Source organism: Acidobacteriota bacterium, from assembly GCA_020845575.1.
In the GTDB taxonomy this organism is placed as follows: domain Bacteria; phylum Acidobacteriota; class Vicinamibacteria; order Vicinamibacterales; family Vicinamibacteraceae; genus Luteitalea.
Genome location: JADLFL010000001.1, coordinates 103,422 through 128,154 on the forward strand (window position 1 = coordinate 103,422; position 24,733 = coordinate 128,154).

The 24,733-nt window shown below is 68.7% G+C and carries 23 protein-coding genes, 1 tRNA gene and 1 pseudogene; 10 read left to right on the top strand and 15 right to left on the bottom strand.

Annotated features, from left to right (window positions below):
* Positions 1-5: 5 nt before the first annotated feature.
* On the bottom strand, positions 6-1,940 hold the full coding sequence (locus tag IT182_00325) for an alkaline phosphatase (GenBank protein MCC6161781.1): 1,935 nt from the start codon (positions 1,938-1,940) through the stop codon (positions 6-8).
* Positions 1,941-1,981: 41 nt separating this feature from the next.
* Between IT182_00325 and IT182_00330 the strand changes: the two genes are divergently transcribed.
* Positions 1,982-2,917: a TIM barrel protein gene (locus IT182_00330; GenBank protein ID MCC6161782.1), complete on the top strand. Its 936-nt coding sequence runs from the start codon at positions 1,982-1,984 to the stop codon at positions 2,915-2,917.
* 24 nt (positions 2,918-2,941) lie between these two features.
* Entirely contained in the window at positions 2,942-4,099 is a 1,158-nt protein-coding gene (locus IT182_00335; protein ID MCC6161783.1) for a Gfo/Idh/MocA family oxidoreductase, read from the top strand.
* Between the two features lie 56 nt (positions 4,100-4,155).
* Here IT182_00335 and IT182_00340 read toward each other — a convergent pair whose 3' ends face one another.
* From IT182_00340 to IT182_00350, 3 genes are read right to left on the bottom strand one after another with little or no spacing between them, the layout of a single operon-like run.
* Positions 4,156-5,382 carry a succinylglutamate desuccinylase/aspartoacylase family protein gene (locus tag IT182_00340; GenBank protein ID MCC6161784.1) on the bottom strand — a complete coding sequence of 409 codons (1,227 nt, stop codon included), beginning with the start codon at positions 5,380-5,382 and terminating at the stop codon, positions 4,156-4,158.
* Between the two features lie 5 nt (positions 5,383-5,387).
* Positions 5,388-6,314, bottom strand: a complete 927-nt coding sequence (locus tag IT182_00345; protein MCC6161785.1) for a ring-cleaving dioxygenase — start codon at positions 6,312-6,314, stop codon at positions 5,388-5,390.
* Positions 6,315-6,324: 10 nt separating this feature from the next.
* On the bottom strand, positions 6,325-7,155 hold the full coding sequence (locus tag IT182_00350) for a class I SAM-dependent methyltransferase (protein ID MCC6161786.1): 831 nt from the start codon (positions 7,153-7,155) through the stop codon (positions 6,325-6,327).
* Between IT182_00350 and IT182_00355 the strand changes: the two genes are divergently transcribed.
* Positions 7,133-8,680 (top strand): AMP-binding protein, encoded by a 1,548-nt coding sequence (locus IT182_00355; GenBank protein MCC6161787.1) that lies wholly within the window; start codon positions 7,133-7,135, stop codon positions 8,678-8,680. The two genes, IT182_00350 and IT182_00355, sit on opposite strands and share 23 nt — an antisense overlap.
* On the opposite strand, the gene IT182_00360 is transcribed toward IT182_00355, so the two are convergent.
* The 4 genes from IT182_00360 to IT182_00375 all read right to left on the bottom strand — a co-directional run bounded on the left by IT182_00360 (position 8,669) and on the right by IT182_00375 (position 11,740).
* Positions 8,669-9,577 carry a hypothetical protein gene (locus IT182_00360; protein ID MCC6161788.1) on the bottom strand — a complete coding sequence of 303 codons (909 nt, stop codon included), beginning with the start codon at positions 9,575-9,577 and terminating at the stop codon, positions 8,669-8,671. The two genes, IT182_00355 and IT182_00360, sit on opposite strands and share 12 nt — an antisense overlap.
* On the bottom strand, positions 9,574-9,840 hold the full coding sequence (locus IT182_00365; protein ID MCC6161789.1) for an acyl carrier protein: 267 nt from the start codon (positions 9,838-9,840) through the stop codon (positions 9,574-9,576). Before IT182_00365 ends, IT182_00360 begins: the two co-directional genes overlap by 4 nt.
* A 12-nt stretch (positions 9,841-9,852) precedes the next feature.
* The gene (locus IT182_00370; GenBank protein ID MCC6161790.1) at positions 9,853-10,872 is read right to left on the bottom strand and encodes a hypothetical protein; all 1,020 of its coding nucleotides are present in this window, start codon (positions 10,870-10,872) and stop codon (positions 9,853-9,855) included.
* Positions 10,873-10,969: 97 nt separating this feature from the next.
* Positions 10,970-11,740, bottom strand: a complete 771-nt coding sequence (locus IT182_00375; protein ID MCC6161791.1) for an endonuclease/exonuclease/phosphatase family protein — start codon at positions 11,738-11,740, stop codon at positions 10,970-10,972.
* 273 nt (positions 11,741-12,013) lie between these two features.
* Between IT182_00375 and IT182_00380 the strand changes: the two genes are divergently transcribed.
* From IT182_00380 to IT182_00390, 3 genes are read left to right on the top strand one after another with little or no spacing between them, the layout of a single operon-like run.
* Positions 12,014-12,262, top strand: coding sequence for a hypothetical protein (locus IT182_00380; protein ID MCC6161792.1), 249 nt, complete (start codon positions 12,014-12,016; stop codon positions 12,260-12,262).
* Positions 12,247-12,645, top strand: coding sequence for a type II toxin-antitoxin system VapC family toxin (locus IT182_00385; GenBank protein MCC6161793.1), 399 nt, complete (start codon positions 12,247-12,249; stop codon positions 12,643-12,645). Before IT182_00380 ends, IT182_00385 begins: the two co-directional genes overlap by 16 nt.
* A gap of 29 nt (positions 12,646-12,674) precedes the next feature.
* Positions 12,675-14,033, top strand: a complete 1,359-nt coding sequence (locus IT182_00390) for an alkaline phosphatase family protein (protein MCC6161794.1) — start codon at positions 12,675-12,677, stop codon at positions 14,031-14,033.
* 48 nt (positions 14,034-14,081) lie between these two features.
* Here the strand turns inward: IT182_00390 and IT182_00395 are convergent, their stop codons facing one another.
* From IT182_00395 to gap, 7 genes and pseudogenes are all read right to left on the bottom strand, one after another.
* A complete protein-coding gene (locus tag IT182_00395; protein ID MCC6161795.1) occupies positions 14,082-14,819 on the bottom strand; it encodes a Fic family protein in 738 nt (245 codons plus the stop codon).
* Positions 14,798-16,173 (bottom strand): annotated as a pseudogene (locus tag IT182_00400) (Fic family protein). The gene IT182_00395 and the pseudogene IT182_00400 overlap by 22 nt, the downstream one beginning before the upstream one ends.
* 292 nt (positions 16,174-16,465) lie before the next feature.
* Positions 16,466-16,552, bottom strand: a tRNA-Leu gene (locus IT182_00405).
* 107 nt (positions 16,553-16,659) lie between these two features.
* Positions 16,660-17,088, bottom strand: a complete 429-nt coding sequence (secG, locus tag IT182_00410; GenBank protein ID MCC6161796.1) for a preprotein translocase subunit SecG — start codon at positions 17,086-17,088, stop codon at positions 16,660-16,662.
* Positions 17,089-17,141: 53 nt separating this feature from the next.
* Complete coding sequence (locus IT182_00415) at positions 17,142-17,897, bottom strand: triose-phosphate isomerase (protein MCC6161797.1); 756 nt, start codon at positions 17,895-17,897, stop codon at positions 17,142-17,144.
* 94 nt (positions 17,898-17,991) lie between these two features.
* Positions 17,992-19,179: a phosphoglycerate kinase gene (locus tag IT182_00420; protein MCC6161798.1), complete on the bottom strand. Its 1,188-nt coding sequence runs from the start codon at positions 19,177-19,179 to the stop codon at positions 17,992-17,994.
* Between the two features lie 5 nt (positions 19,180-19,184).
* Positions 19,185-20,192 (bottom strand): type I glyceraldehyde-3-phosphate dehydrogenase, encoded by a 1,008-nt coding sequence (gene gap / locus IT182_00425; protein ID MCC6161799.1) that lies wholly within the window; start codon positions 20,190-20,192, stop codon positions 19,185-19,187.
* Positions 20,193-20,384: 192 nt separating this feature from the next.
* Between gap and IT182_00430 the strand changes: the two genes are divergently transcribed.
* Genes IT182_00430 through waaF form a run of 4 tightly spaced genes read left to right on the top strand, consistent with a single transcriptional unit; the run spans position 20,385 to position 24,695 of the window.
* Positions 20,385-21,701 carry a 3-deoxy-D-manno-octulosonic acid transferase gene (locus IT182_00430; protein ID MCC6161800.1) on the top strand — a complete coding sequence of 439 codons (1,317 nt, stop codon included), beginning with the start codon at positions 20,385-20,387 and terminating at the stop codon, positions 21,699-21,701.
* A complete protein-coding gene (lpxK, locus tag IT182_00435; GenBank protein MCC6161801.1) occupies positions 21,698-22,732 on the top strand; it encodes a tetraacyldisaccharide 4'-kinase in 1,035 nt (344 codons plus the stop codon). Before IT182_00430 ends, lpxK begins: the two co-directional genes overlap by 4 nt.
* Complete coding sequence (locus IT182_00440; GenBank protein ID MCC6161802.1) at positions 22,729-23,685, top strand: lysophospholipid acyltransferase family protein; 957 nt, start codon at positions 22,729-22,731, stop codon at positions 23,683-23,685. Before lpxK ends, IT182_00440 begins: the two co-directional genes overlap by 4 nt.
* A complete protein-coding gene (gene waaF / locus IT182_00445) occupies positions 23,682-24,695 on the top strand; it encodes a lipopolysaccharide heptosyltransferase II (protein MCC6161803.1) in 1,014 nt (337 codons plus the stop codon). Before IT182_00440 ends, waaF begins: the two co-directional genes overlap by 4 nt.
* Positions 24,696-24,733: the final 38 nt, after the last annotated feature.

Consider the following 24,733-nt stretch of genomic DNA (forward strand, 5'->3'; position numbering starts at 1 on the left):
CGGCATCACTTCGGCGGATAGGTGCCCGCCGTCGCGCGCAGGATCTTCAGCAGCACGTCGGAGTTCTCGTACACGCCCGTGAACTGCCACGCGCCGGGGCCTGACGCGGAGAGCGGCACGTCGGACGCCGTGTGGCCCGCGAACGTGTGGCCGTTGGACGCCGTGTCTGCCGGGCATCCGCGCGAATCGGGACATGCGGTCTCGCCGTTCTCGATCGTGCCGGACACGACGAACCCGGGCACGCCGCCCGCCTCGCCGCGGGCCGGATTGGCCACCGCCACGAGCCGCCCATCGTCTTCCTTCTTCAGCACGCCGGCTTCGGTCTGCACGCGATCGGCCATCCAGTTCTCGATGCGATCGGGCGCCGCGGACCATCCGAGCAACAGCTTGCGCGTGGGATCGGGATCGACGGGGAAACCGCGCTCGTCCACCACGTAGTTGGTGGTGAAGGGGAGGACCTGCTCGGGCAGGAAGCGGAAGACGGCGGCGTAGTCGCGCACGGCCTTGCCGATCTGCGACGGCACGTAGTGCTCGTTGCCCACGCCGATGATGCCCATGCCGCCCGTCTCGTGGTCGGCGGTGACGATCACGAGCGTGTCGTTGTCCGGATTGTTGTCGCTGTTGGTCTGCTTCGCGAACTCCAGCGCAACGGCGATCGCGCGATCGAACTCGATGATGTCCCAGATGGAGCGTTCCTGATCCGCGGCATGCGCGCGCTTGTCGATCGACGCGCCTTCCACCATCAGATAGAAGCCTGCCGGCGAGTGTGCCGTGAGCGACCTGAGCGCGAGGCGGGTCATGTCCTCGAGCATCGGCGTGTCGCGGTACGGCGCGTTCTTCTCGAGCGCGAGCTCGTCGCTGTACCGCCCGGCGCCGACCTTGTCGAAAGCCACCACCATGTGCTGTGCATGGAAGAGTCCGAGCAGCGCCTTCGGCGCCGGCGTCTGCGGATCGAGAAGACGCCGCACGTCGGTGCCGTTGCGCACGGTGTCGTAGCCCGCGCCGCGGAACTCCTCGATCAGGTTGCGGGTGTCCGGCCGCGTGCCGCCCGCGTCCTTCGGGGCGAAGTGGTTCGCGCCGCCGCCCATCAGCACCGTCACGCCGTTGGTCGCGCGTTCGTCGAAGAACTGCGCGGCGATGCCGGGTCCCGCGAAGCGGCTCGACGTGTGCGCCGCGTTGGCCGCCGGCGTCGAGTCGGTGAGATCGGCGGTGGTCACGATGCCGACGTTGAATCCGGGACCGCGCGTGCGCCGCAGGATCTCGCCGAGGTACTCCATACGCGGGTTGTCGAACGGATCCGGCGTGTTGTCGGGGAACACGCCCTCCTGGTTGTTGGCGTTCTTCTGCCCGGTGACGTAGGCGGCCATACCGGGCGACGAGTCGGTGATCACGGCGTTGAGCGAACCGGTCATCACCTGTCCCGTGACCTCCAATGTGTCCATCGCGAGCCGGCCGGCGGCCTTGCCGTTGTGGGTCCCGCGCGAGACGATGCGCGCGGCCGTGCGGTGGGCGGCGCCCATGCCGTCGCCGAGGAAGAAGATGACGTTGCGCGCGCGCGGTTGGCGTCGGCGCGCGGGGCCCGCCCACGTCTCGACCTGCAGGTGCGATTCGGCGGACGCGCCGTCGCTCGTCGTAGCGCGAATCACGAGCGGCCCCTGGCGCGAGGCGCTGAAGCGGCGCGAGAGGAAGTTGGCGGTGTTGGCCGGGGCGCCATCCTGGGCCTTCGGGTCGTTGCGCGCGGTCCATTCCTGGCCATCGACCCAGACGCGCAGACCCGTGGGCGCCGCGGCGTCGCTGCTGGTTGCCTCGACGCGGATGTCCATGATCTGTCCGGCGACGAGCACGCCGCCATCGGGCGGCATGATGCGGATGGTGGTCGCTCCGTAGGCGACCGGCGACGAGAGGATGAAAGCGCCAAGTGCGACGAGGACGGTACGCATGGCGGGAATCATAGCGCCGTGACGCACATATACTGTCGCGCATGCACAGACGGGAGTTCCTCGGAGCCGTGGCTGCGTCGGGGTTGATACCGGCCGTCGCTGGTGGACGGGCGATCGCGCAGGCGGCCCAGCCGCCATCGCTGGCGCCGACGGCGTTCGAGATGGCCTGCATGACGTTGCCGTACGCGGCCTTCCCGATGGAACGCGCGCTCGAGGGCGTCGTGAAGGCGGGGTATCGGAACGTGGCGTGGGGTGTCACGCACAAGGGGAGCGACGGGCGCGAGCGTCCGGCGATGGCCGTCGACGCGCCACCGTCGGAGGCCGCGGCGCTCGCCGGCAGGTGCCGCGACATGGGACTCGATCCCGTGATGATGTTCTCGACGGTCTTCCTCGAAGAGGCAGGCGCCGCCGAGGCGCATCAGCGGCGCATCGCGCAGGCGGCCGCGGCGCGGATCCCCTACGTGCTCACGTTCGGCCGTACGCGGCCCGGCGAGTACGAGCGCGTGATCGCGTGCCTGAAGGCCATCGGGCCCGTGGCGCGCCAGGCGGGCGTGATGGTGCTCATCAAGCAGCACGGCGGGAACACGGCCACCGGCGAGATGTGCGCGCGGATCATCGCCGAGGTAGGAGACGAGGGCGTGCGCCTGTGTTACGACGCGGGCAACGTGCTCGACTACGAGAGCCATGATCCGATCGCCGACATCAGGACGTGCGTCTCGGACATCCGCGCGTTCGCGATCCAGGACCATCGCGACTGGCCGAAAGACGAGGATTGCGGCCCGGGTTTCGGCGAGATCGATCACTACCGCCTCTTCGAGCCCGTCATGCACACGGGGCTGACGATCCCGCTCGTCTTCGAGAACATCTTCGAACCGCTCGTGCCGCGCCCGTCGACGGCGGAAGGCATCGATGCGCTCGCGCGCCGCGCGAGGGAATACGTGGACGGCGTGATTCGCGGACTGCGCACGCGCGCCTGATTGGTAGAGAAAGGATTTCCTTACGTGACTAACGACTGCACTCGACGAGCCTTCCTCGGCGCCGGCACCTCGCTGGCCGTCACCACCGCGCTGGCGGGCCGCGCCGTGGCGTCAGCCCAGGCGCCAATCCCCGCAACGCCCGTGGCCGGCGCGATCGCGACGGGCGTCATCGGCACCGGCGGACGGGGCACGGCTGACCTGCGCGCCGTGCTCGACCTCGGCAAGGTGGCCGCGGTGTGCGACGTGAAGGCCGATCGCCTGAAGGCCGCCGTCGATCTGGCGGCGCGCGACACGCCGGCGTCGTACGACGACTATCGCCGCGTGCTGGACCGCAAGGACATCCAGGCGGTGGTCATCGCCACGCCGCCGCACCTGCACGCGGAGATGGCGGTGGCGGCGCTGCAGGCGGGCAAGCACGTCTACTGCGAAAAGCCCGTGGCGATCACGCCGGACACCGTTGCGGCCGTGGTCAAGGCCGTGAAAGCGTCAGGGAAGGTGTTCGTCTCGGGCCAGCAGCTGCGGTCGTATCGTCGTCTGGGCTCGGCGGTGGACAAGATTCGGAGCGGCGCCATCGGCGACGTGTTGATGGTGAAGGCGCAGCGGCACTCCGAGAGTGACCTGAGCCATACCGGCAGTTCGGCGGACTGGTTCTTCGACGTCGAGAAGTCCGGCGGGTACCTGATCGAGATGTCCGTGCACAACCTCGATCTGTGCAACTGGGCGATCGGCGCCACGCCGGTGAAGGCGGCCGGTTTCGGCGGCATCCTGCTGTACAAGGACGACCCGCCGGGGCGATCGATCATGGACGGCTACACGCTCAGCTACGACTATCCGGGCGGCGTGAAGCTGTACTTCACGCAGATGGTGTTCCATCCGAAGGGGCTGCCCGGCGGCGGGCAGTTCGTGCACGTCTACGGACAGAAGGGCGCGTGCGATCTGATGGGCGATACGCGCGTGTATCCGCTCGACGGCCAGGCGCCGCCGGCCGAACTCGTGCCGAAGGTCGACGAGGATCAGAACGCGCACATGCGCGCGTTCTACGACTGCATCCGCGGCACCGGCCACAACCCCGCCGACGTGATGGTCGGCGCGACAGGCGCGCTGACCGCCATCATGGGCCACCAGGCCATCACCACGGGCAAGGTCGTCGAGTGGGCGACGATTGCCAGGGGGATTGCCTGACCGACAACGGGCAACGGGCAACTGCTCGGGCCGGCTCTCCGAGCCCGGCCCAACCGCTACCTGCCCTGCAGGTACGCGTCGAGGACAGGAACCAGTGACGCGCCGTATTCCTGCCACAGGGTGGCGGACGTGTGGCTCTTGCGGCCTTCGATCCAGTTGGCGTTGAGCTCGTGGACCACCGCGTCGATGCCGTAGCGTTGCAGCCAGCCGTCGCCGAGCGTGCCGCTGTTGCGGAACTCGCCGTCGGTGTGGCCTTCGGTGAACCACGTGTGCGCGCGGAGCAGGGCTTCGAGGCGCGCCATGCGTGCGAGGTGCGCGTCGAGGCCCGGCACCGGCGGACGGCTGATGTGCAGCAGGCCGCGTCCGTCGTTGTGCAGTTCGATGGCGAGGGTGGGCGTGCGCCCCTTCGCGATCATCGCCTCCAGCCAGCGTTCGAGCGCCGCGTTCTCGGGCACGAGCGTGGCGTCAGCCGGTGATTGCCAGTTGCGATTCAGGTCGCGCCCGTTGGCGTTGAAGCGCGTGAGGCCGCGTGCCACGCCGTCCTTGTTGGCCATCGGCAGCACGTACAGCACGTGGCGTGCCCGCCATTCCCGCGCCACGGCATCGTCTCGCAGCAGTCGATCCACGAGCCCCTGCGCCACCCAGTTGCTGCCAGACTCCCACGGATGCGCCCGTGCGCGCACGAACACGCGCGTCGGTGCTTCCTCGTTCCCGATGGTGATGATCTCCAGCGGACGCCCCTGCACCGTGTGGCCGATCGTGGCGACAGACGCGTGAGGGCTCGCGCTGACGCGCGCGAGGAAGCGATCGAGATCCGACAGGCGATACGGCTGCATGCGCGCCAGCCACAGCGATTCCCCGGGCATCGTCACGGTGACGCGTACACGGTTGTCCGGCAATGCGGTGGTGGGCACCGTGGTCCACGTGTCGCCGTCCGGTGAGATCGCCACGCTTCGGAGTTCCCGCGCCACCGACCCGGGTGTGCCGTTCCAGACGTTGTCGAGATTGCGGAACTCGATCGTGATGCGCGCGCCGGGGCGTCCGACGAGCCGCACGCTGATGTGACCAGCGGCGCGATTCGGTGAGTCGCGCTCGTGGTCGTAGAGGAGGTGCACGAGATACGCGCCATCCTCCGCACGCTCGTACCAGACGGGCGAGGCGTTCTCGATGCCCGTGTCGATGTACGAGAGTTCGGTGTCGGTTGCCGCCAGCGCCTGCGCGAACGCGACGGCGTGTGTCAGCGCAGTCGTGACGATGAGGGCCGAGAGGAAAGTACGCAACATGTTTGTCAGATGACGGAGCCAGGGAGGTCGCCGAGGCGGTTCTCCAGTTCGCGACGCGCGTGTTCCAGCGACGAGGGCAGCTGAAGACGCGCGCCGAGCGCGTGTGCGGGTTCGTCGACGGCGAATCCAGGCCCGTCGGTCGCGATCTCGAGGCGTACGCCGCCAGGCTCGTGAAAGTAGATCGACCGGAAGTACGTGCGGTTCCTGACGTCGGTCACGTCGAGGCCCGCGCCTCGCAGGCGTGCCTGCCACGCGCGCTGCCCGTCATCGTCTTCGGTGCGGAACGCGACGTGGTGCACGCAGCCAACGCCCATCGCCCCGTCGGCGCCGGTGGTGTCGGTCAGCACGTCGACGAACACGCCCGGCTCACCGCCCGACATCGCGAATCGTCGTCGCGACGCCCGCGCTTCGACGATGTGGAATCCCATGGTGTCGGTCAGCAGCGCGCTGGTGGGGGCTGGATCGACCGTCGGCAGTTCGACGCTGTGGAGCCCCAGAATCACGCGCGGTCTGTCGTACGTCACGCCGCCCTCCGGCACGCCGACGAGTTCGAGCGAGAGGCCATCAGGATCGCGGAACGAGAGCGCTGGCGCGCCGCACCACGTCTCGCCGCGTTCGACGCCGACGCCATGCTCCGTGAGCCATTCGGCCCAGGGCTGGACGTGCGACGTCGGCACGCTGAGCCTGACGCGCGTTGCCTGACCGTTGCCCTGACGACCGGACTCGCCATTTAGCCTGACGAAGAACGTGAGCAGCGTACCCGGGTGTCCCGCCGCGTCGCCGTAGTAGAGATGAAAGACGTCTGGTACGTCGAAGTTGACGGTGCGCTTGACGAGGGCGAGTTCCAGTACCCGTACGTAGAAGCCGGCGTTGCGATGCGGATCGCGAGTGATGGCCGTGACGTGGTGCAACCCCGGGATGGACCGCTGCATCGACGCGCGTCTACTCCTTGAAGAGGATGCCGATGCCGAGCCCGTGCGGCGCGTGCCGGCGATCGACGATGTCCAGGCTCCGGTGCCGCTCGCGCAGCGAGCGCCAGAGCGCGGGGACGCCGCCCTCGTGTGCGGCGTCTATGTCGTGGAACGCGATCATGCCGCCCGAGCGCACGAGCGGCGCGTACATTTCATAGTCGCGCGCGGCTCCCTCGGACGAGTGATCGCCGTCGAGGAACAGCAGGTCGAGCGCCGCGCCGTCGAGTGCCGTCGCCACGGCGTGCTTCGTCTCGTCGGCGTGCGAGTCGCCCCAGACGCAGGTGACGCGCTGCGCCGGCTGTGCGAACGCACGATATCGCGCCGACATCGCGTCGGCACTCTCCTGCGGAAACGCGTCGATGGCGATGGCGTGGCCGTCCGGCGCCGTCGACGCGCAGTGCGCGAAGAACGTTCCGCCCCACAGCGTGCCGATCTCCATGAATCGCACCACACGCTGCCGCCGGACGACGCGCAGGTACTCGAACAGCTCCAGGGGCTTTTGCAGGGCGCCGTACCGGCGAATGGCCACCATCGTGGTGCGAAACGCCGTGGGATCGCGGATCGCCGCCACCGCCAGGCGCGCCGCCAGCGGTATGCGCCGCAAGACCTTGCGCGCATCACCGGGCGCGACGAGCGCCTGCGGCGTACAGCGGCCCCATCGCGCTTCGTGCGCGTCGAGATCTGGCGGATGTTCGGGGTTCACCAGCGCGTCACTATAGCGCAGGGGCGAGGCGACGGGAGGGATCGTGGTAGTGTCCGCGCCGAAATCCTGTCTGCCGATGCCGAGCGCAGAGAACATCATCGAGGCCCTGATCGCCCACGCGCGCGATCGGCCGGACGCCGTGGCGTACTCGGCCGCCGGCGAAACGACGACGTACGGCGAATTGCTTCGAGACGTGAGGCACATCGCCGGCGCGTTCGCCCGCCGAGGCGTCGGCCGCGGCGACAGGTGCGTCATCGCGCTCCCGACAGGCCTCGATCTGATTCGCGCGGTGTACGCCACGCAGCTGCTCGCCGCCGTGCCTGTCGTCGTCAACCCGAGCCTGCCGCCTGACGCGATCCGTCGTCGCCTGCACCTGGTACGTGCGTCTCTCGCGGTCGGTGAGGTGCCCCTCGTCGCCGGCGTTGCCACGGGCGATACCGCGTACGGTGCCGTGTCGGTCGAGGACGTCGCGACGTGTCAGGCCTCGCCGACGCCTGACGTGCAACCGGCGCCGGAGGACACGGCGTTCCTGCAGCTCACCTCCGGCACGACCGGCGAGCCGCGTGCCGCGGTCATCACGCATCGCAGCCTGACGGCGTCGCTGCGCATGACGGCCGCCTGCCTTGCGTTCTCCGCAGACGACGTGTTGGCGACATGGGTGCCGCTCCACCACGACCTGGGTCTCGTGCGCTACGTGTTCAACGCGCTCTTCGTGGGCGCGTCGTCGCATCTGGTGCCGCCGTCGATGGGGAACCTGCATCCGTGGCTGGCGCTCGTCGCGCGCGTCAGAGCCACGGTCACCGGTGCTCCGGACTCCGCGTATCGCCTGTCGGCACACACCGTCGATCCCACCGGGCTCGATCTCTCGGCGCTGCGCTTCGCAGGCAATGGTGGTGAACCCGTCAGGCTCGCGACGATCGAGGCATTCGAACGGCGATTCGCGTGTCCCGGCGTGGTGCGCCCCGCGTATGGACTTGCCGAAGCGACGCTGGTGGTGACGACCACGCGTCCCGGCGAACGTCTCCGCGTCGACAGCCATGGCGTGGTTTCGTGCGGCAGAGTGCTGGAGGGCATGGACCTTCGGATTGCCAATGCGGATGGCCTCGCGTTGCCACCCGGATCGACGGGCGAGATCCTCACGCGTGGGATACCCGTCTTCAGCGGCTATTTCGACGATGAGGATGCGACGCGACGGACGCTGCGTGATGGCTGGCTCCACACGGGTGATGTCGGGCATGTCGATGGCGACGGGTATCTGTTCGTCACGGCTCGCGCGCGTGTGTTGATCAAGCGCGGCGGCGTGGCCATCGCGCCGCGCGAGATCGAGGACGCGGTGCATCGCGTGCCGGGCGTGGCCAGTGCGGCGGCCGTCGGCGTGGTCCTGTCGACGCTGACAGGCACCGAGGACGTCGTCGTTGTCGCCGAACATGCCGCGCCCGTGCCGACGAGCGGGCCCGACGCCGACGCCCTCGTCGCCGCGATCGGGGCGGAGGTTCGACGGGCGATGGGCTTCACGCCGGGAAGGATCCTGCTCGTGCCGGCCGGTCGCCTGCCTCGTACCGCAGCCGGCAAGGTGCAGTACGACGAACTGCGACGTCTCGTGATCGCCGGTTCACTCGGGTGACGCGTCAACGCGCGGCGCGGCGAGGTAGTGGCGCAGCGTGTTCGGCCACATCTCCTGCGGCTCGGCCCGAAGGTAGGCATCGAACCACTGCGCCGTCCGAGCGGCCATGTCGTCCTCGAAGCCCACGGCGTCGAGGTCGGTTCGCGACGGGCGCGCGATGGGTGGTCCGACGCGCATCTCGATGTGATGGTGTGGCGTCCAGGCGCAGGCTACGGGTACGATCGGGGCGCCCGTGAGGCGGGTGAGCGTGAACGGTCCTCGCCGGAACGCGACGCGTCGGCCGAGACACGTCACCTCGCGTGTACTCGTGCCGCCGGGGCCATCGAGCGTTGCGACGACGAGTTCGCCTGCGCGAAGGCCGTCGACGGCGCGCTTGAGGACGCCGGCCCTGGCCGCGGCATCGGCCTTCATCATGTCGCGCAGCATGAAGACGGAGCGGCCCACGCCGTGCAGCGCCGCGCGCACGCCGAAGAACGCGCCGATGTGACACGCGACGATCACCACGCCTGACGGGGATTCCACGAGCGCGCGCCGCGCCGCCTCGTCGGGCCAGCGTACGAGTCTGGCGAGATCGGCGGTGCGATCGCCCAGGACAAGTGCGATCGCCAGGCGATTCTTCACCCGCTGCGCGGAGATGTCGCGCGCCACGCGTCCGCGATCGCCGGGCGGAAGCCAGTCGAACAACGCAGCGATGTCGGAGGTCGACGGACCCTGTACTCGCGCGAGGTTTGCGGCGCGACCCGCTGTGTCGCAGAGTGCGACGGCACCAGGCAGATTGATGCGCGCGACAGCCCGTGTCGCGCTGTCGTACGCGCTCAGCAGACGAAGCCGCCAGGGGGGATCGACGTCGGGCCAGTGATCGCCGCCGGTGGGCACCAGCGGGTTGTGCGCGGTCATGGCTCGATCGTCGACGCGCGGGCGTCGCGCACGTGCGCGATGAGTCTGCCGACCGTGAGCGGTCCCTCGTCGAAGAGCGTGTACGGGAACGGGCAGCCGAAGTGGTCTTCGCACACGATGAGCAGTTCGGCGAGTGCGATGGAGTCGAGCCCGAATCCCGCCGGCCCGAGATCGAGCGCGTCGTGCAGTTCGCCCGGCGCGGGCGTGCGGAAGTGCCGGCTCAGGATGCCGTGTAGTGCGTCTGGCAGTTGCGCGGTCGTCATGGCGATGTCGCGTCAGCGCCAGGCGCGGGCGAGCGTGGCCGCGGCGGCGGGCAGGTGTTCGATGACGTCGAGGTCGGCGGCGACATGTGCGGCCGATGGCTGCATGAGGCCACCAGGTTCGAACGGCGCTTCGGTGGATGGCCAGGAGATCGCGAGGTATGCGCCGGTCTCGTTGAAGGCCAGGAACAGCGGCCGTTCGAGTTGACGCCGCACGTCGAGACACGCGCGACGCAGTGCGGCTGATGGCAGTGTCGCCCCTGGCGAGCCCGGCGCAGCAAGCTCGTGGAACTGGCTGGCGAACTCCGGATCGTCGACGTCGGGAAAGCCACGCAGCGTCGCGCCCTGCGGGAAGTGGTAACGCAGGTCCGCACGGTCTCTGCCGCTGTCCACGAGGCGTACGCTGTCGGAGGCCGCGCCGTGATGCTCCACGTGGAGGAACACGCCGGTGAACGCCGGCAGGCTTCGCTCGCGGCTGTCGTAGTCGCGTCCCCAGCGCCGCACGCGCAGCACCGCGGCACGCCACGGCACATCGTCCACGCGGCCTTCGATGCCGCACGTTCCCACGAAGCCTGGCGTGCCGGTCCGCTCCTCGAATCTCTCGTCGGGTACGGTGAACAGGCGGCTGGCGCCGAACGTGTGGACATCGATGACCGGCTCGGCAGACGCCTCGCAGCCGGGCAGGACGTCTCGAAGCAGTGGTACCGCGACTGAGGCGGCGTAGGCAGCCTCGTAGGCGTGCGTCGGGTCACTGTGTGCACGCCACACACGCTTCCCGATCGCGATGGTCATGGCCGTGATGAACACGGCGGCCAGCAGCGCGGCGCCGAGCCACACGACAGGAACCGTCGTCACGAAGCGCCCGACGATGTACATCGCGCCGACCGTGCCGACGATGAGGGCGAACAGATACGCCACGCCGAGCACGCCGAAGCGCACGATCAGGCCGACTGTCGACCTGCGTGCCGCACGGCGCATGGGTTCGAGCGCCTCTATGCGGCGAGCGATCTCCTCGACGGGGAACGTGCGCGCCATCGATCGCGCAGCATAGAGGCGCTTTCGCCGTCGAGGCAAGCCTCGACGGTCGGAGCGTGGCCTCCGAACTCGCCGGAGACGCAGCGGGAGACTGATCTCAGCGCGCGGCCGGCTGCAACACCATCACGACGGGCAGGTGGTCAGAGACGACGGGTTCGGCGATGACCTGGTAGTCGGTAACGGTGAAGGCGCTGGCCGGACGGTAGGTGATGAAGTCGATCTCGGCGCGCGGCGCCGACGCGGGGATGGTGTTCGGCTGGCCGTGCTTGGCCGGATTCGCGTATGTCTGCTCGACGAGGTTCATCACCACGCTTCCACGTCGCGAGTTGAAGTCGCCGACGAGCAGCACCGGTTCCGGCCGCGTGGCCAGTTCGGCGATGAGCGTTTTCGCCTGCGCGAGGCGGTCTGCTTCCGTGCGATAGAAGTGCACGCACGCGATGGTGAGTTCGCCGAACGGCGCACGCACGCGCATGACGGCCGATGCGCGCGGCTCTTCCTGACCGTCGGGCAGCGCGATGCGCCGCGACTCGATCACCGGCAGCTTCGACAACACCATCTGGCCGTACTGGCCCCCCTGATACGGCATGAACTCGGCGAAGAACCCCGTCATGTTCGTCAGGCGGGCCAGTTCCTTCGCCTGATCGATCCGTCCCGACCGCTCGACACCGACATCGATCTCCTGCAGCGCGACCACGTCAGGCGTCAGCCGGTTGATGACCGCCGCCGCGCGCGTGATGTCGGTGACCTCGTCCATGCCAAGGCCGCGCTTGATGTTGTAGGAGAGCACGCGCAGAGGAGCGGGCCCCTGTGCTGCGTGGCCCGTCCCTGCCGTGGTGCCAAGCGCCGCGAGTCCCAGCAGATGGAGCACGTGCCGTCGGGGGATGTGCCGTCGTGTCGCGCCGTGTGCAGGCATAGCGCGCCAACCGTATCACGTCGATCGCGCCACCCACGAGTTCCGATGGCGTCAGGCCGCCGGCGTCGAGTTGGCCATGGCCGAGGTGTCGTCGATCCCTGCATCGCGTACGCTACCGACACCATTGGCACCACGCCGTGTCGACAGACGCCCTCGGACTTCGCTGCCGACACGCTCTGCCGTGCAGCGAGGCTTGACATGTGTGCATGCACAACGCACATTGCATGCATGGCGACGAAGACGATTTCGTTGAAGGTCGAGGCATACGATCGCCTGACTGCCGCGCGTCGTTATCCGACCGAGTCGTTCAGCGAGGTGGTGCTGCGGGCGTCGTGGCCCGAAGACACGGTGACGGCCGGCGCGTTCCTCCGGCACGTGCGATCGGAGGAAGGGATGTTCTCCGGGGAGGAGTTGGTCCGCATCGAGGCTGTCACGCAAGCTGACGCTCCGCCGGTGGACAAATGGGCCGCGCACTGATTCTCGAGACGACGTTCCTCATCGATCGCGAGCGTGAGGAGCGTCGCAGCCGGCCTGGTCCGGCCATCGCCTTTCTCGAGGCTCATCCCGACACTCGCCTCTATCTTCCGTTCACCGTCGCAGGCGAGCTCGCCGCCGGGCTTGCCATGCGCGATCGCCAGCGGTGGGACGCGTTCCTCGCGCCGCTGTTCCTGCTGACGTCAACGCCGGACGTGTGCTGGCACTATGGGCGCGCGTATCGCCATCTGTACGACAACGGTGCCCTCATCGGCGCGAACGACCTCTGGATCGCCGCGACGGCGCTTGCTTACGACCTGCCTGTCCTCACGCGCAACGTCGAACACTTCCGGCAGGTGCCGGGTGTTGACGTGCAGCAGTACTGAGAGGGGCGAGCCGATCTAGCATTGCACGCGTGTACACACTCACGCGTGTCGTCTCTCTCGCTCTTGCGTCGGTTCTCACCATCGTCGTGCCTGGTTCGGTCGGTCTCGATGCGCAGGCACCACGGCGCGATCGCCACGTCATCGTCATCAGTCTCGATGGCTTCGCGGCCTACGCGCTGGCCGACCCGAACATCCCGGTGCCGACGCTGCGCGCGCTCGCGAAGAACGGCGTGATGGCGTCATCGATGACGCCGGTGAACCCGACCGTCACCTGGCCCAATCACACGACGCTCGTGACAGGCGTGCCGCCCGCGCAGCACGGCCTGCTCTACAACGGGTTGCCGGTGCGCGCCGCGGCTGGCGCGACGGGACCGTACATTCGCGTCGAGCCGTACGTCGACAAGACGACGCTCGTGACCGCGCCGACGGTGTACGACGCCGCGCACGCTGCGGGACTGACGACGGCAGAAGTGGATTGGGTGGCGATCCAGAACGCACCGACGATCACGTACGCGTTCCCCGAGTACCGGCAGACGCAGGGAGCGGTGGCGCAGGCGATGATCGCGGCGGGCGTCATCACGGCCGACGACCTCGAGCGGTTCGCCAAGGCGCCCATCACCTTCCGCGACGAGATCTGGACGCGCGCGGGCGAGTACATCATCAGGACGCACAAGCCCAACCTGCTGCTCTTCCACCTGCTGACCACCGACAGCATGCAGCACCAGACGGGTGCGCGATCGTTGGGCGCGCAGACGGCGCTGGCACTTGCCGACATGCAGGTGAAGCGCCTTGTCGATGCGACACGCGACGCCGGCATCTTCGATCGCACCACGTTCGTCATCGTCTCGGATCACGGCTTCAAGCTGGTCGAGCGGCGCGTGCGCGCCAACGTCGTGCTCGCGAACGCGGGGCTTGGCGACAAGGCGTGGGCCGTACCTGAGGGCGGGACGGCGATGATCTACCTCACGCCGGCAGGACAGACGTCACGTCAGGCCACCATCGATGCCGTACGCACGGCGTTCCGCGCGGCCGACGGCGTGAGCGCCGTCATCACGCCGGCGGAGATGGAAGCGTATGGTTACCCATCGCCGGAGAAGATGGCGCGCATGGCCGACGTCGTTGTCGCGGCAGCGGACGGCGCCGTGTTCACCGGTGGCACGGATGGCCCGGCGATCGACGATGTCCCCGTCGGCGCCAACCGCGGCTCGCACGGGTACCTCGCCAGTGATCCCGACATGCAGGCCATCTTCATCGCCTCTGGTGCGGGCGTACGGAAAGGCGCGACCCTCGGCGCCATCTCGAACCTCGACGTCGCCCCGACAGTGGCTGCATGGCTTGACGTGGCGTTGCCCAGTGCGGCGGGCAAGCGGCTGCCGATCGTCGAGTAGAGCGGAGGCACGACTCGACGCCCGGCGGTTGGCCGTGTGCTCGAGCGCCTATTCGAGAACGAGGGAATAGCTCGTGCTGCGCCCGCCGGCCTCGTCTCTACGGAGCAAGCCCTGGTCGATGAGGCCCTGGATGTCGCGAAGCGCCGTATCGTGCGACGACTTCGCGATCAGGGCCCACTTCTTCGTCGTGAGCTTGCCGGTGAAGCCATCGAGCAGGCGATTGAGCACCACGCGCTGGCGGTCGTTGATCGACGCTCGAGAGGTCCGCTCCCAGAAGCGGGCCTTGCGCATCACGGTGGCGAGCGTTGCCTCGGTCCCGTCGAACGCTCGGCCCAGGCAACCCAGAAACCATTCCAGCCACGGCGTCACGTCGAGTGTTCCCTGCTGCGTGCCTTCGAGGATGTCGTAGTAGTCGTTCCGCTCACGCTGGATCTGCGCCGACATGCTGTAGAAACGTTGCGCGCTGTTCTCCGAGCGCGCGAGCCGACAGTCCGCAATCGCGCGCGCGATACGGCCGTTCCCGTCGTCGAACGGGTGAATCGTCACGAACCACACATGTGCGAGTCCGGCGCGTAGCACCGCGTCCGTGCGGTCTGCCCCGTTGGCCCAGGCAATGAAGCGCGACATTTCATCGATCAGGAACGGAGCCGCGGGCGCCTCGTAGTGAACTGTCTGCAGCAGCAGGCGCCGGGCGCGAACTGGACGGTCGGGATGACGGTCGAGCGGATGGTGGCGGCCCTGAAGCGCGAGCTGGGGCAGGGCGGTTAGCCCCAGACAGCCTGCCAGCTGCGGAACTCGCCTGGGCGCAGGCCGTAGCGCGCGAAGTTCCCTTCATGAAGCGCGAGCAATTCGTCCTCGGCGGCGGTGCGGAAGGCGCTGCGGTCGATTTCCTCGATGTGCTCGCCCGTCCACGCCGCGATGTGGCGCGCCGCTGCTTTGCGGTCCATCTCGCCGCGCACCACGTCGCCGATCAGGGTGTGCAACTGTTCGCGGTAACGCAGCCGGAACGGGTCGGGCTCGCCGACGGATTGCTGGATGGCGGCGTAGCTTGCGGCGGATCGCTCGTAGGCCCACAGAAACACATCCCGCAGCAGCTCAGTTCGATTGAGCTCGTAGGCTCCGAGCATGGCGCGCGCGTAGACGTCGCTCGGAACGTCGGTGAACGAGAGGGGCGGGATGTAGCTCTTGATGAACGGGATGTTTGCGCCCAGCCGCGAGACACGCTTGTTCACATCGTCAAAGGGCTGGAGGTAGGAAGGTGGACCATCGCGAAGAACGCCTGCTCGAACGGGTCGGCGATGGCGCTTGCGGTGGCGAGCACCTGTTCAAAGCATTCCTCGATGAGTTGCGGCGTCTCCGGCGGGTGAGAGACGGACCCGCCGATGCCAACCGCCATCGAGCGCAGCCTGCCGGGCGCGTTCGGGTCGGGCAGAAGGTTGTTGGCGAGGATGCCGTGCAGGTTGAGGATCGTGTACCGGTTGAAACCGATGTCGGCGGCGTTCTCGGCGAGGAACTCAATCGCGTCCTTGTGATTGAGGATCATCTGCGCCTCGGTCTGGTCGCGCCCTTCGGCCTGCTGTCCGAACTCGATCAGGCGCCTGGTGTCGAGCAGGGAATAGGTGTTGCCCTCAAGGCGGCTGGGGTTCCAGGCCAGATCGATCAGCAGCCGGTTCAGGATGTGGCGGGCATACGTGCCGGCGGGCTGCGCCGTACCGGCGGGGCGCCTGGCAAGAGCCGCAAGCCGTGCCCGGTCTGGCGCGCTTAAGTAGAAGCTCTCGTTCGGGCGATAGCTTTCCTGGAAGTAGCGGTTGTAGCCAACCGGACGGCGCGCGGCCTCGGGCCGCTGCACGAGGGCGAAGATCTCGGTGCCTTGCCGGGTGAGCGGCACCAAGGGTTCGCTCGCAGGCGGCGCAGTTGTGCCTGCCTGGTTCGGCAGGCTCCGGTAGCGCGCCCACCTGCCTGAGCTTTCGCGGAGAACCCGCCCGTCGTGGACCAGGCGGTTCAGGTGGTTCTGGAGGGTGCGCTCGGCGGTCCTGGTCGAAAGAGCGGCACTGATCTCGGGCGCGGTCACGCCGTCCAGGTGCGCGGCTACGATGCGCTCGATTTCGCGGAGTTTTTCGGTCGGGGTGGGTCTTGCCAGGCTGCGGGTCCGATAGAGGCGCCTGTGTTCCTAGCCGCAAGAATTCTGGCGTCTATCCACGCCTGAGCGCCATTCCGGCGGATTGGCGCCCCTGAGGGCAGCGAACCGCCTTGACAACGCACTGGACAACAGAGCAGCAAGAAGCCCCGTCGCCGGGGCTTCTGTTTCACCGTATGTTGTTGATTCTAAAGATGGTGCGGAAGGGGGGACTCGAGCTCGAAGCCGAGCCGCGTAGCGGCGGAGGCGCGAGCCTGATGCCGGCCTTTCGCGCCAATACGAATGAAATGAGTGTTGGTGCGGAAGGGGGGACTCGAACCCCCACGAGATTGCTCCCGCCAGCCCCTCAAGCTGGTGCGTCTGCCAATTCCGCCACTTCCGCAAGTGGTGTGTGTCGTTCGCTTGCGATGTTCCGCAAGGTCGACAGAACCACGGACTATAGCAGGTCCGCCGGTTCGATGGAAGCTGCCGTAATGCAGCGTGTTGCGACTACTGCTTCGGCTCGGGCTGCGGCGCCGCTGGTGCGACAGGCGCGTCGGCGCTCGGAGTCGCCGTTGCGGGTGCTGCGCTGGCAGGTGTCGTCTCCGCAGCTGGCGTGGCCGTGGCGTTGGTCGGCGCGGCTGGCGCGACTGGGGCCGGGACTGATGCGGGGGCTGCCGTCGGGACGCCGCTCATCACCGATCCCGGTCCGCGCTGGCCGACGATGGCGAGACCGAGCGCACCGAGCATGAACACCGCACCGAGGATCGCCGAGGCCTTCGTGAGCACCGTGGCGCCCTGACGGGCACCGAACGCCGCCTGGCCACCTCCGCCGCCGAACGCCGCGGCGATGTCGCCACCCTTGCCCTGCTGGAGCAGCACGGCGACCAGCAGCAGGAGGCACGCGATGACGTAGACGGTGACGAGGAGCAAGTACAGCATAACGATTCAGTCTAGCTGAAATGCCTGGAATGCCGCAAATACCGGCGTTCTCAAATGGCTGCCGCGCAGATGGCGAAGAATCCCTGCGGGTCGAGGCTGGCGCCGCCGACCAGCGCGCCGTCGACGTCGGGCTGCTGGAGAATCGCGCGCGCGTTGTCGGGCTTGACGCTGCCGCCGTACAGGATCTGGCACTTGTCGGCCGCGTCGGCACCGAGCCACGCGCGCAGGCGACCGCGGATGTGCGCGTGCGCCTCCTGCGCCTGCTCCGGCGTCGCATTGCGGCCCGTGCCGATCGCCCACACCGGCTCGTACGCGATCACCATCTTCGCGAACTGCTCTCCGGTGAGGCCTTCGATCGCCGCCTTCAACTGCGTGTCGAGCACATCGAACGTGCGTCCTGCCTCGCGTTCCTCGAGCGTTTCACCGATGCACGCGATGGGCGCGAGTCCCGCCGCGTACGCCGCGTGGATCTTGCGCGAGACGTCGGCGTCGGTGTCGCCGAACACGCGACGGCGCTCCGCGTGCCCGATGATGACGAGCGCCGCACCGGCCTCCGCGAGCATGCGCGCGCTCACGGCACCCGTGAACGCCCCTTCCTGTTCCCAGAAGCAGTCCTGGCCCGCCGTTGCGATCCCGGAGTTGCGCAGCGCGTCGGCCACGGCGTGCACCGCGGTGAACGGCGGCGCAATCACCAGTTCCACCGTCGTCACGTCCTTTGCGAGCGAGCGGAACTCCTTGGCATACGCCACGGCGTCAGCCACGCCCTTGAACATCTTCCAGTTGCCAGCCACCAGCGGCGCGCGCATACGAGAACCTCGACGAAGAAAGGGACAACGGGTGGCACCGGACGGGTGGGGCCGTCCGGTGACAGGACCCGCGCCTCAGCGGGGATTCAGGACTCTATTTCTCCGGCAGAACTGCCACTCCGGGTAGCGTCCTGCCGCCCAGGAACTCCAGGCTCGCGCCGCCGCCCGTGGAAATGTGGCTGATTCTGTCGGTCACGCCGGCCTTGTGGACGGCTGCGATCGAGTCGCCGCCGCCGATGATCGTGGTGCCGTCGACGTTGGCCACCGCCTGTGCCACGGTGTTGGTCCCGTTGGCGAACGCCGGGATCTCGAACACGCCCATCGGACCGTTCCAGACGACCGTCTTCGAGCCGCCGATGATCGCGGCATAGCGCGCGGCCGTCTTCGGACCGATGTCGAGACCCATGCGCGCGCCGATGGCCGCATCACCGACTGCCAGCGTTTCGGTGGGCACATCGGCAGACAGCGCCTCGGCCACCACGTGATCCTCCGGCAACGCGAGCGTCAACCCACGTGCGTCGGCCTGCGCCTTCAGTTCACGCGCCGTCTCGACGAGGTCGGCTTCGACAAGCGATTTCCCGACGTCGAGCCCCTGCGCCTTCAGGAACGTGTAGGCCATCGCGCCGCCAATCACCAGCGCGTCGACCTTCGGGAGCAGGTTCTGGATCACTTCGAGCTTGTCGCTCACCTTCGCGCCGCCAAGCACCGCCACGAACGGACGCTCGGGATCTGTCAGCGCCTTGCCCATGAAGGCCAGTTCGTTGGCCATCAGCAGACCCGCCGCGGCCTCCGGTACGAAGGCGACGATGCCCTCGGTGGACGCATGCGCACGATGCGCCGAGCCGAACGCGTCGTTGACGTACACGTCAGCCAGCGCCGCCAGTTCCTTCGCGAACGCCGGATCGTTGGCCTCTTCTTCCGCGTGATAGCGGAGGTTTTCGAGCAGCACCACGCCGGATGCGCCGGCCTTGGCCACGGCCTCGACAGCGGGCGCGCCCACGCAATCGGACGCGAACACGACGGGACGCCCGAGCAGCGCCGACAGGCGCTCGGCCACGGGCGCCAGCGTGAACTCGGGGTTCGGCTTGCCCTTCGGCCGGCCGAGGTGCGACGCGAGGATCACCGTCGCGCCCTGGTCGAGCGCCCAGGTGATCGTCGGCAGCGACGAGGTGATGCGCGTGTCGTCGGTGATCTGCCCGTTCTTGATGGGCACGTTGAAGTCGACGCGGATGAAGACGCGCCGGCCCTTCAGGTCGAGGTCCTTGATCGATCGCGTGGCCATGAACCTTACAGCCCCTTCGACTCCATGTACGTGAGCAGATCCACGCAGCGGCTGCTGTAGCCCCACTCGGTGTCGTACCAGCTCAGCACCTTCACGAAGTCGCCGTCCATCACCTTGGTGTAGGCCGAGTCGATGATCGAGCTGTGGGGGTTCTTGCGGAAGTCCACCGAGACGAGCGGCGCGTCCTCCACGGCGAGGATGCCCTTCAGCGGACCCGCCGCCGCGGTCCTGAACGCCGCGTTCACCTCGTCTGCCGTCGTCTTCCTGCTGACGATGACGGCCAGGTCGACCACCGAGACGTTCGGCGTCGGCACGCGCATCGACATGCCATCGAGCTTGCCCTTCAGCTCCGGCATCACCTCGCCCATCGCCTTGGCGGCGCCCGTCGTCGTCGGGATCATCGAGAGCGCGGCGGCGCGCGAACGGCGAAGGTCCTTGTGCGGCAGGTCGAGCAGCTGCTGGTCGTTGGTGTAGCTGTGGATCGTCGTCATCCAGCCCTTGACGATACCGAACTGCTCGTGGAGCACCTTGGCGAACGGCGCCAGACAGTTGGTCGTGCATGACGCGTTGGACACGACGAAGTCCTTGGCCGGGTCGTACAACTCGTGGTTGACGCCCATGAGCAGCGTCACGTCGGGGCCCGTCGCCGGGGCGGTGATGATCACGCGCCTGGCACCCGCCTCGATGTGCTTGGCGGCGTCGTCGCGCTTGGTGAAGCGGCCCGTGCTCTCGAACACGACGTCGACGCCGAGGTCCTTCCACGGCAGCGCGGCCGGATCCTTCTGCGCGAGCACCTGGAACTTGTCGCCGTTGACGCTGATCCAGCCCTCGCCCGACTCCACCGTGGCGTCGAGGTTGCCGAGGATCGAGTCGTACTTGAGCAGGTGCGCCAGCGTCGCCGTATCCGTGAGGTCGTTCACCGCCACGAAGTCGACCTTCCCGGTGCCCATCGCGGCGCGCATGATGTTGCGCCCGATGCGCCCGAAGCCGTTGATGCCAACCTTGATGCCCATGAAGGTTCCTCCTGCGTGGTCGCTGACCCTGCGAATGAAGCCGGCCTGATGAGAGACTTCCGCGGGACGCCTGCCGTCTGGACGGCGGCGCGCCTGCGATACAAACCTGCATGGTACCGCGAATGCCGCGGAGCCGGTTCGCTATACTCCCGTGAGCCGCCTCGTTCGCGCCGGGACGCGCCCCCCCGTGCCATGTATCTCCTCTACAGCGTGTTCGCCGGCCTGGCCCTCGTGGCGCTGCTGCCCTGGGTGGCATGGCAGGCCGCGCGTCATGGCAAATACCGGCACCGCTGGCAGGAGCGCTTCGGGTGGTTGCCGCCCGCGCTCGGCGCGACGTCCGGCACCCCCACGCTCTGGCTCCACGCCGTGTCGGTGGGTGAGGTCCTGAGCGCCGTGCCGCTCGTGGCCGCGCTCAGGCGTGCGCATCCCGACTGGCGCGTCGTGGTGTCCACCACCACGCGCACCGGGCGCGACATGGCCGAACGGAGGCTGGCTGATGCGGCAGGCGTCTTCTACTTCCCGCTCGACTTCGCCTGGGTGGCGCGCCGCGTCCTCCGCCACATCCAGCCGTCGCTGGTCGTGATCGTCGAGACGGAGATCTGGCCGAACCTGGTGCGAATCTGCCGCGCGAGCGGGATCGGACTCCTGCTGGTGAACGCGCGGATCTCCGACAGGAGCTTTCCGCGCTACCTGCGCGTGAGGCGATGGCTGGGACCGGTGCTGCGTCAGTTCGACAGGTTGTGTGCGCAGTCGGAGGACACGGCGGACCGGCTGCGTCAGCTCGGCGCGCCCGAGGATCGCCTCGTCGTGACGGGCAGCCTGAAGTACGACGTGACGGCCGATCCGCCGCGCGGCATCGAGGACATCGCGCGCCAGTTGGAGGGACGTCCGGTGCTGCTGGCGGCCAGCACGCTGAAGGGGGAGGACGAGACGGTCCTCGACGCGTGGCGGGAGTTGCGCGAGTCCGAGCCAGATGCCCTGCTGGTGATTGCCCCGCGTCATCCCGAGCGATTCGACACGGTTGTTTCGCTCGTCGAACGATCGGGAGCGCGTGTCGTGCGTCGAACGGCGTTGCCTCCTGGTCTTCGTGCGCCGTTCGACGTGCTGGTGCTCGATACGATCGGCGAGTTGGCGGCCGTGTGTGCGCACGCGACGGTGGTGTTCGTGGGCGGGAGTCTCGTCCAGGCCGGCGGCCACAACATCATCGAACCGGCGCTCTACGCGCGTCCCATCATCGTCGGGCCCTCGATGACCAACTTCGCCGACATCACGCGCCGATTCCTCGATGCCGGCGGCCTGGTGCAGGTGGCTGATGCCGCGGAAGCGCGGGGCGAGGTCGTCGCGCTCTTCGGCGACGCGGCGCGGCGCGAGCGTCTGGGGCGTGCGGCGCGAGGCGTCCTCGATCGCCATCGTGGTGCCGTGGATCGGACGCTGTTCGAGATCGCAGGCGTGATGCGCGCACGGGCGGACGTGCGCCAGGCGACGGCTGTTGGCGGAGGCACATCGTGAGCGAACCGGAACGTACGTTCGCGGTGCTTCGTGCGGCCGCCCGGCTCTACGGCAAAGGCGCGACTCTGCGACGCGCCCGGCGCGCCCGGCGAGCGACGCGCCTCGCGCGGCCCGTGATCAGCGTGGGCAATCTCGCCGTCGGCGGCCGCGGCAAGACGCCCGTCGTGTCGGCGGTGGCGCGCATGCTCCATGGCTGGGGCGAGCGGCCCGCGGTGCTGAGTCGCGGCTATCGGCGTGAATCGCCGTCGCGCGACGTCGTGATCGTGCGCGACGCCGAACGCATGCGGGCCACGCTGGCCGAGAGCGGCGACGAACCGTTCATGCTCGCGCGCGAACTGCCAGGCTGCTGCGTGCTCGTCCATCCGCGTCGTGCGCGGGCTGGCGCGGTGGCCGAAGAGACACTCGGCTGCACCGTCCACGTCCTGGACGATGGGTTCCAGCACGTGGAACTGGCGCGCGACGCCGACATCGTGCTGCTGACGCTCGACGATGTGCTGCACGGTCGCGTGTTGCCGGCAGGCCGGTTGCGCGAGCCCGTGCATGCGTTGGAATCCGCTGACGCGTTGATCGCCGTCGACTGCAGCGCGGCGCGCCTGCGTATGGCGCTCGGCCGGACTCCCGACGTGCCGATCTTCGAAGTGCACCGGCATCTCGGTCGTGCGCGCGCGCTCTCCGGAGCGACAGATTTCTCGCGTCTGCACGACGAACCCGTGCTGCTCGTCACGGCTGTCGCCGAACCCGACCGCGTGGCCGCCGAGCTCCGCCAGGTCGGGTGGCGCCTCGTCGACGAGATGACCTTTCGCGACCACCACCGCTACCATGCCGACGATGTGCGGCAGATCGCGGCGCGCGCGCGAAGCGTGGGCGCGACGGCCGTCGTCACCACCGCCAAGGACGCCGTGAAGCTCGAACGTCATCTGCCCATCGACATCCCCGTGGCCGTCGTGCCGCTGGAGGTCGTGATCGAACCGGCCGATCGATTCTCGGCATGGCTGCGTGGACGGCTCGCCCTCGACCCGGAGGGGGCGTGACCGCCGCCGCCGAGGTGATTCCCCGTCGTCATCGCGTGGAGCACGCGCTGCTGCGGGCCGTGGCGGCTGTCGTACGGCGGCTGCCGCAGTCGGCGGCCACGCGTCTCGGCCATGCGATCGGCGCGATCGCCTACCGCCTCGACGGACGGCATCGCCGCATCACGCTCGACAATCTTGCCGCCACGTTTCCGGAGCGTTCGGTGCAGGAGCGGACGCGCATCGCGCGCGAGGTGTTCGCGCACTTCGGCCGCAAGCTCGTCGAACTGCTCTGGTTCTCCGGGCAGTCGCCGGAGCGGCAGTTGTCACTGGTGGAGTTCGTCGGGCTCGAGCACGTGGACGCGGTGCGCATGGCGGGGAAGGGCGCGCTGCTCGTCACGGGGCACTTCGGGTTCTGGGAACTGCACGCGCTGGCGCACGGGCTGCAGATCGGGCCGATGGCCGTCGTGGCGCGCGCGCTCGACAACACGCTCCTCGACAGGATGCTCACCGACCTCCGCGCGAGCACCGGCAACATCGTCATCGATCGCAAGGGCGGCTTGCGGCGCATCATGCGCGCGCTGCAGGCCAATCAGGCGGTGGCGGTGCTGATCGATCAGCACATCCTCACGGCCGAAGCCGTGAAGGTGGACTTCATGGGGCGTCCCGCGGCGACGACGTCGGCGGTGGCGGTGCTGGCGATGCGCACGGGCGCGGCGGTGATCCCGGCGTTCTCGCTGCCGCTCAATGACGGGCGCTACAGGCTGATCTACGAGCGTCCGCTCGAAGTGGGATCGCCCGACGATCCGGATGCCGTGCGCGATCTCACGCAGCGGTGCACGAAGGTGCTGGAGAAGTACGTGCGCGCGCATCCCGAGCGCTGGCTCTGGATGCACAGACGCTGGCGCGACGACCTGCAGACCACCGAGTCGCCGTCGCTCTTGGTGGACGAGGTACCCGGAGACGGCGAGTCGTGACAGCGCGGCGGCGCGTCGTGGTGCGCGGGCCGAACTGGCTCGGCGATCTCGTGATGGCGGCGCCGGCGATCCGGGCGGTACGCGAGACGTGGCCCGAGGCAGTGGTGGACGTCGCGGGGCCGTCGGCGTTCGCGCCGATCGTCCCGATGCTGGTGCCTGGCGTGGGCGCGCTGCCCCTGGAAGGACGAGCCGGCGTGCGCGCGGTGCGGCGACACACGGACGCCGTGCGCGCGGGGAACTACGACGTCGCGCTGCTGCTGACCAACTCGTTCGCGTCGGCGCTCGTGATGGCGTGGGCGGGTGTGCCGGAGCGATGGGGCTATCGCCGCGACGGGCGGGGACGGCTGCTGACGCGCGCGATTCGCGTAAGGGATGCGCGACGCGATTCGCGGCATCACGCCGACTACTACGCCGCGCTCGTCGCCGCGCTGGGGATGCCGAGGCCTGCGTTGGAGGTTCAGGCGATGCTGCCGTCGCAGGCGCGTGAGGAGGCGATCGCGCTGTTGCGCGCCAGCGGATGGGACGGCACCGCACGCGTGCTGGCCTGTGCGCCTGGCGCGGCATACGGGACCGCGAAGCAGTGGCCGCCGCGCCACGTGGCGGCTGTCGCGTCGGCGTGGATCGCGGCGGGTGGCGCTGTCGCGCTCGTGGGCGCATCGGCAGACGTACCGGCGTCGGCGGCCGTTGTCGCGGGGGTGCCTGTGGAGCGGCGCGCGGCGGTGATCGATCTCACGGCCCGTACGTCGCTGGCGGCGCTGGCAGGCGTACTGGCCGTCGCGTCACGCGTGCTGGCCAACGATTCGGGCGCGATGCACGTTGCCGCGGCGTTCGGTACGCCCACCGTCGCGGTGTTCGGCCCGACCCGCGAATGGGCCACCGCTCCTCTCGGTCCGCATCACATCCTCACGCACGACGTCTGGTGCCGTCCCTGCATGCTCCGCGAGTGTCCTCTCGACCACCGCTGCATGACCCACGTCCCCCCGTCAGCGGTCGTCGACGCGCTGGGGTGAAGCAGGAAATGCCGAATGCCGAATGACGGGCGGCCACC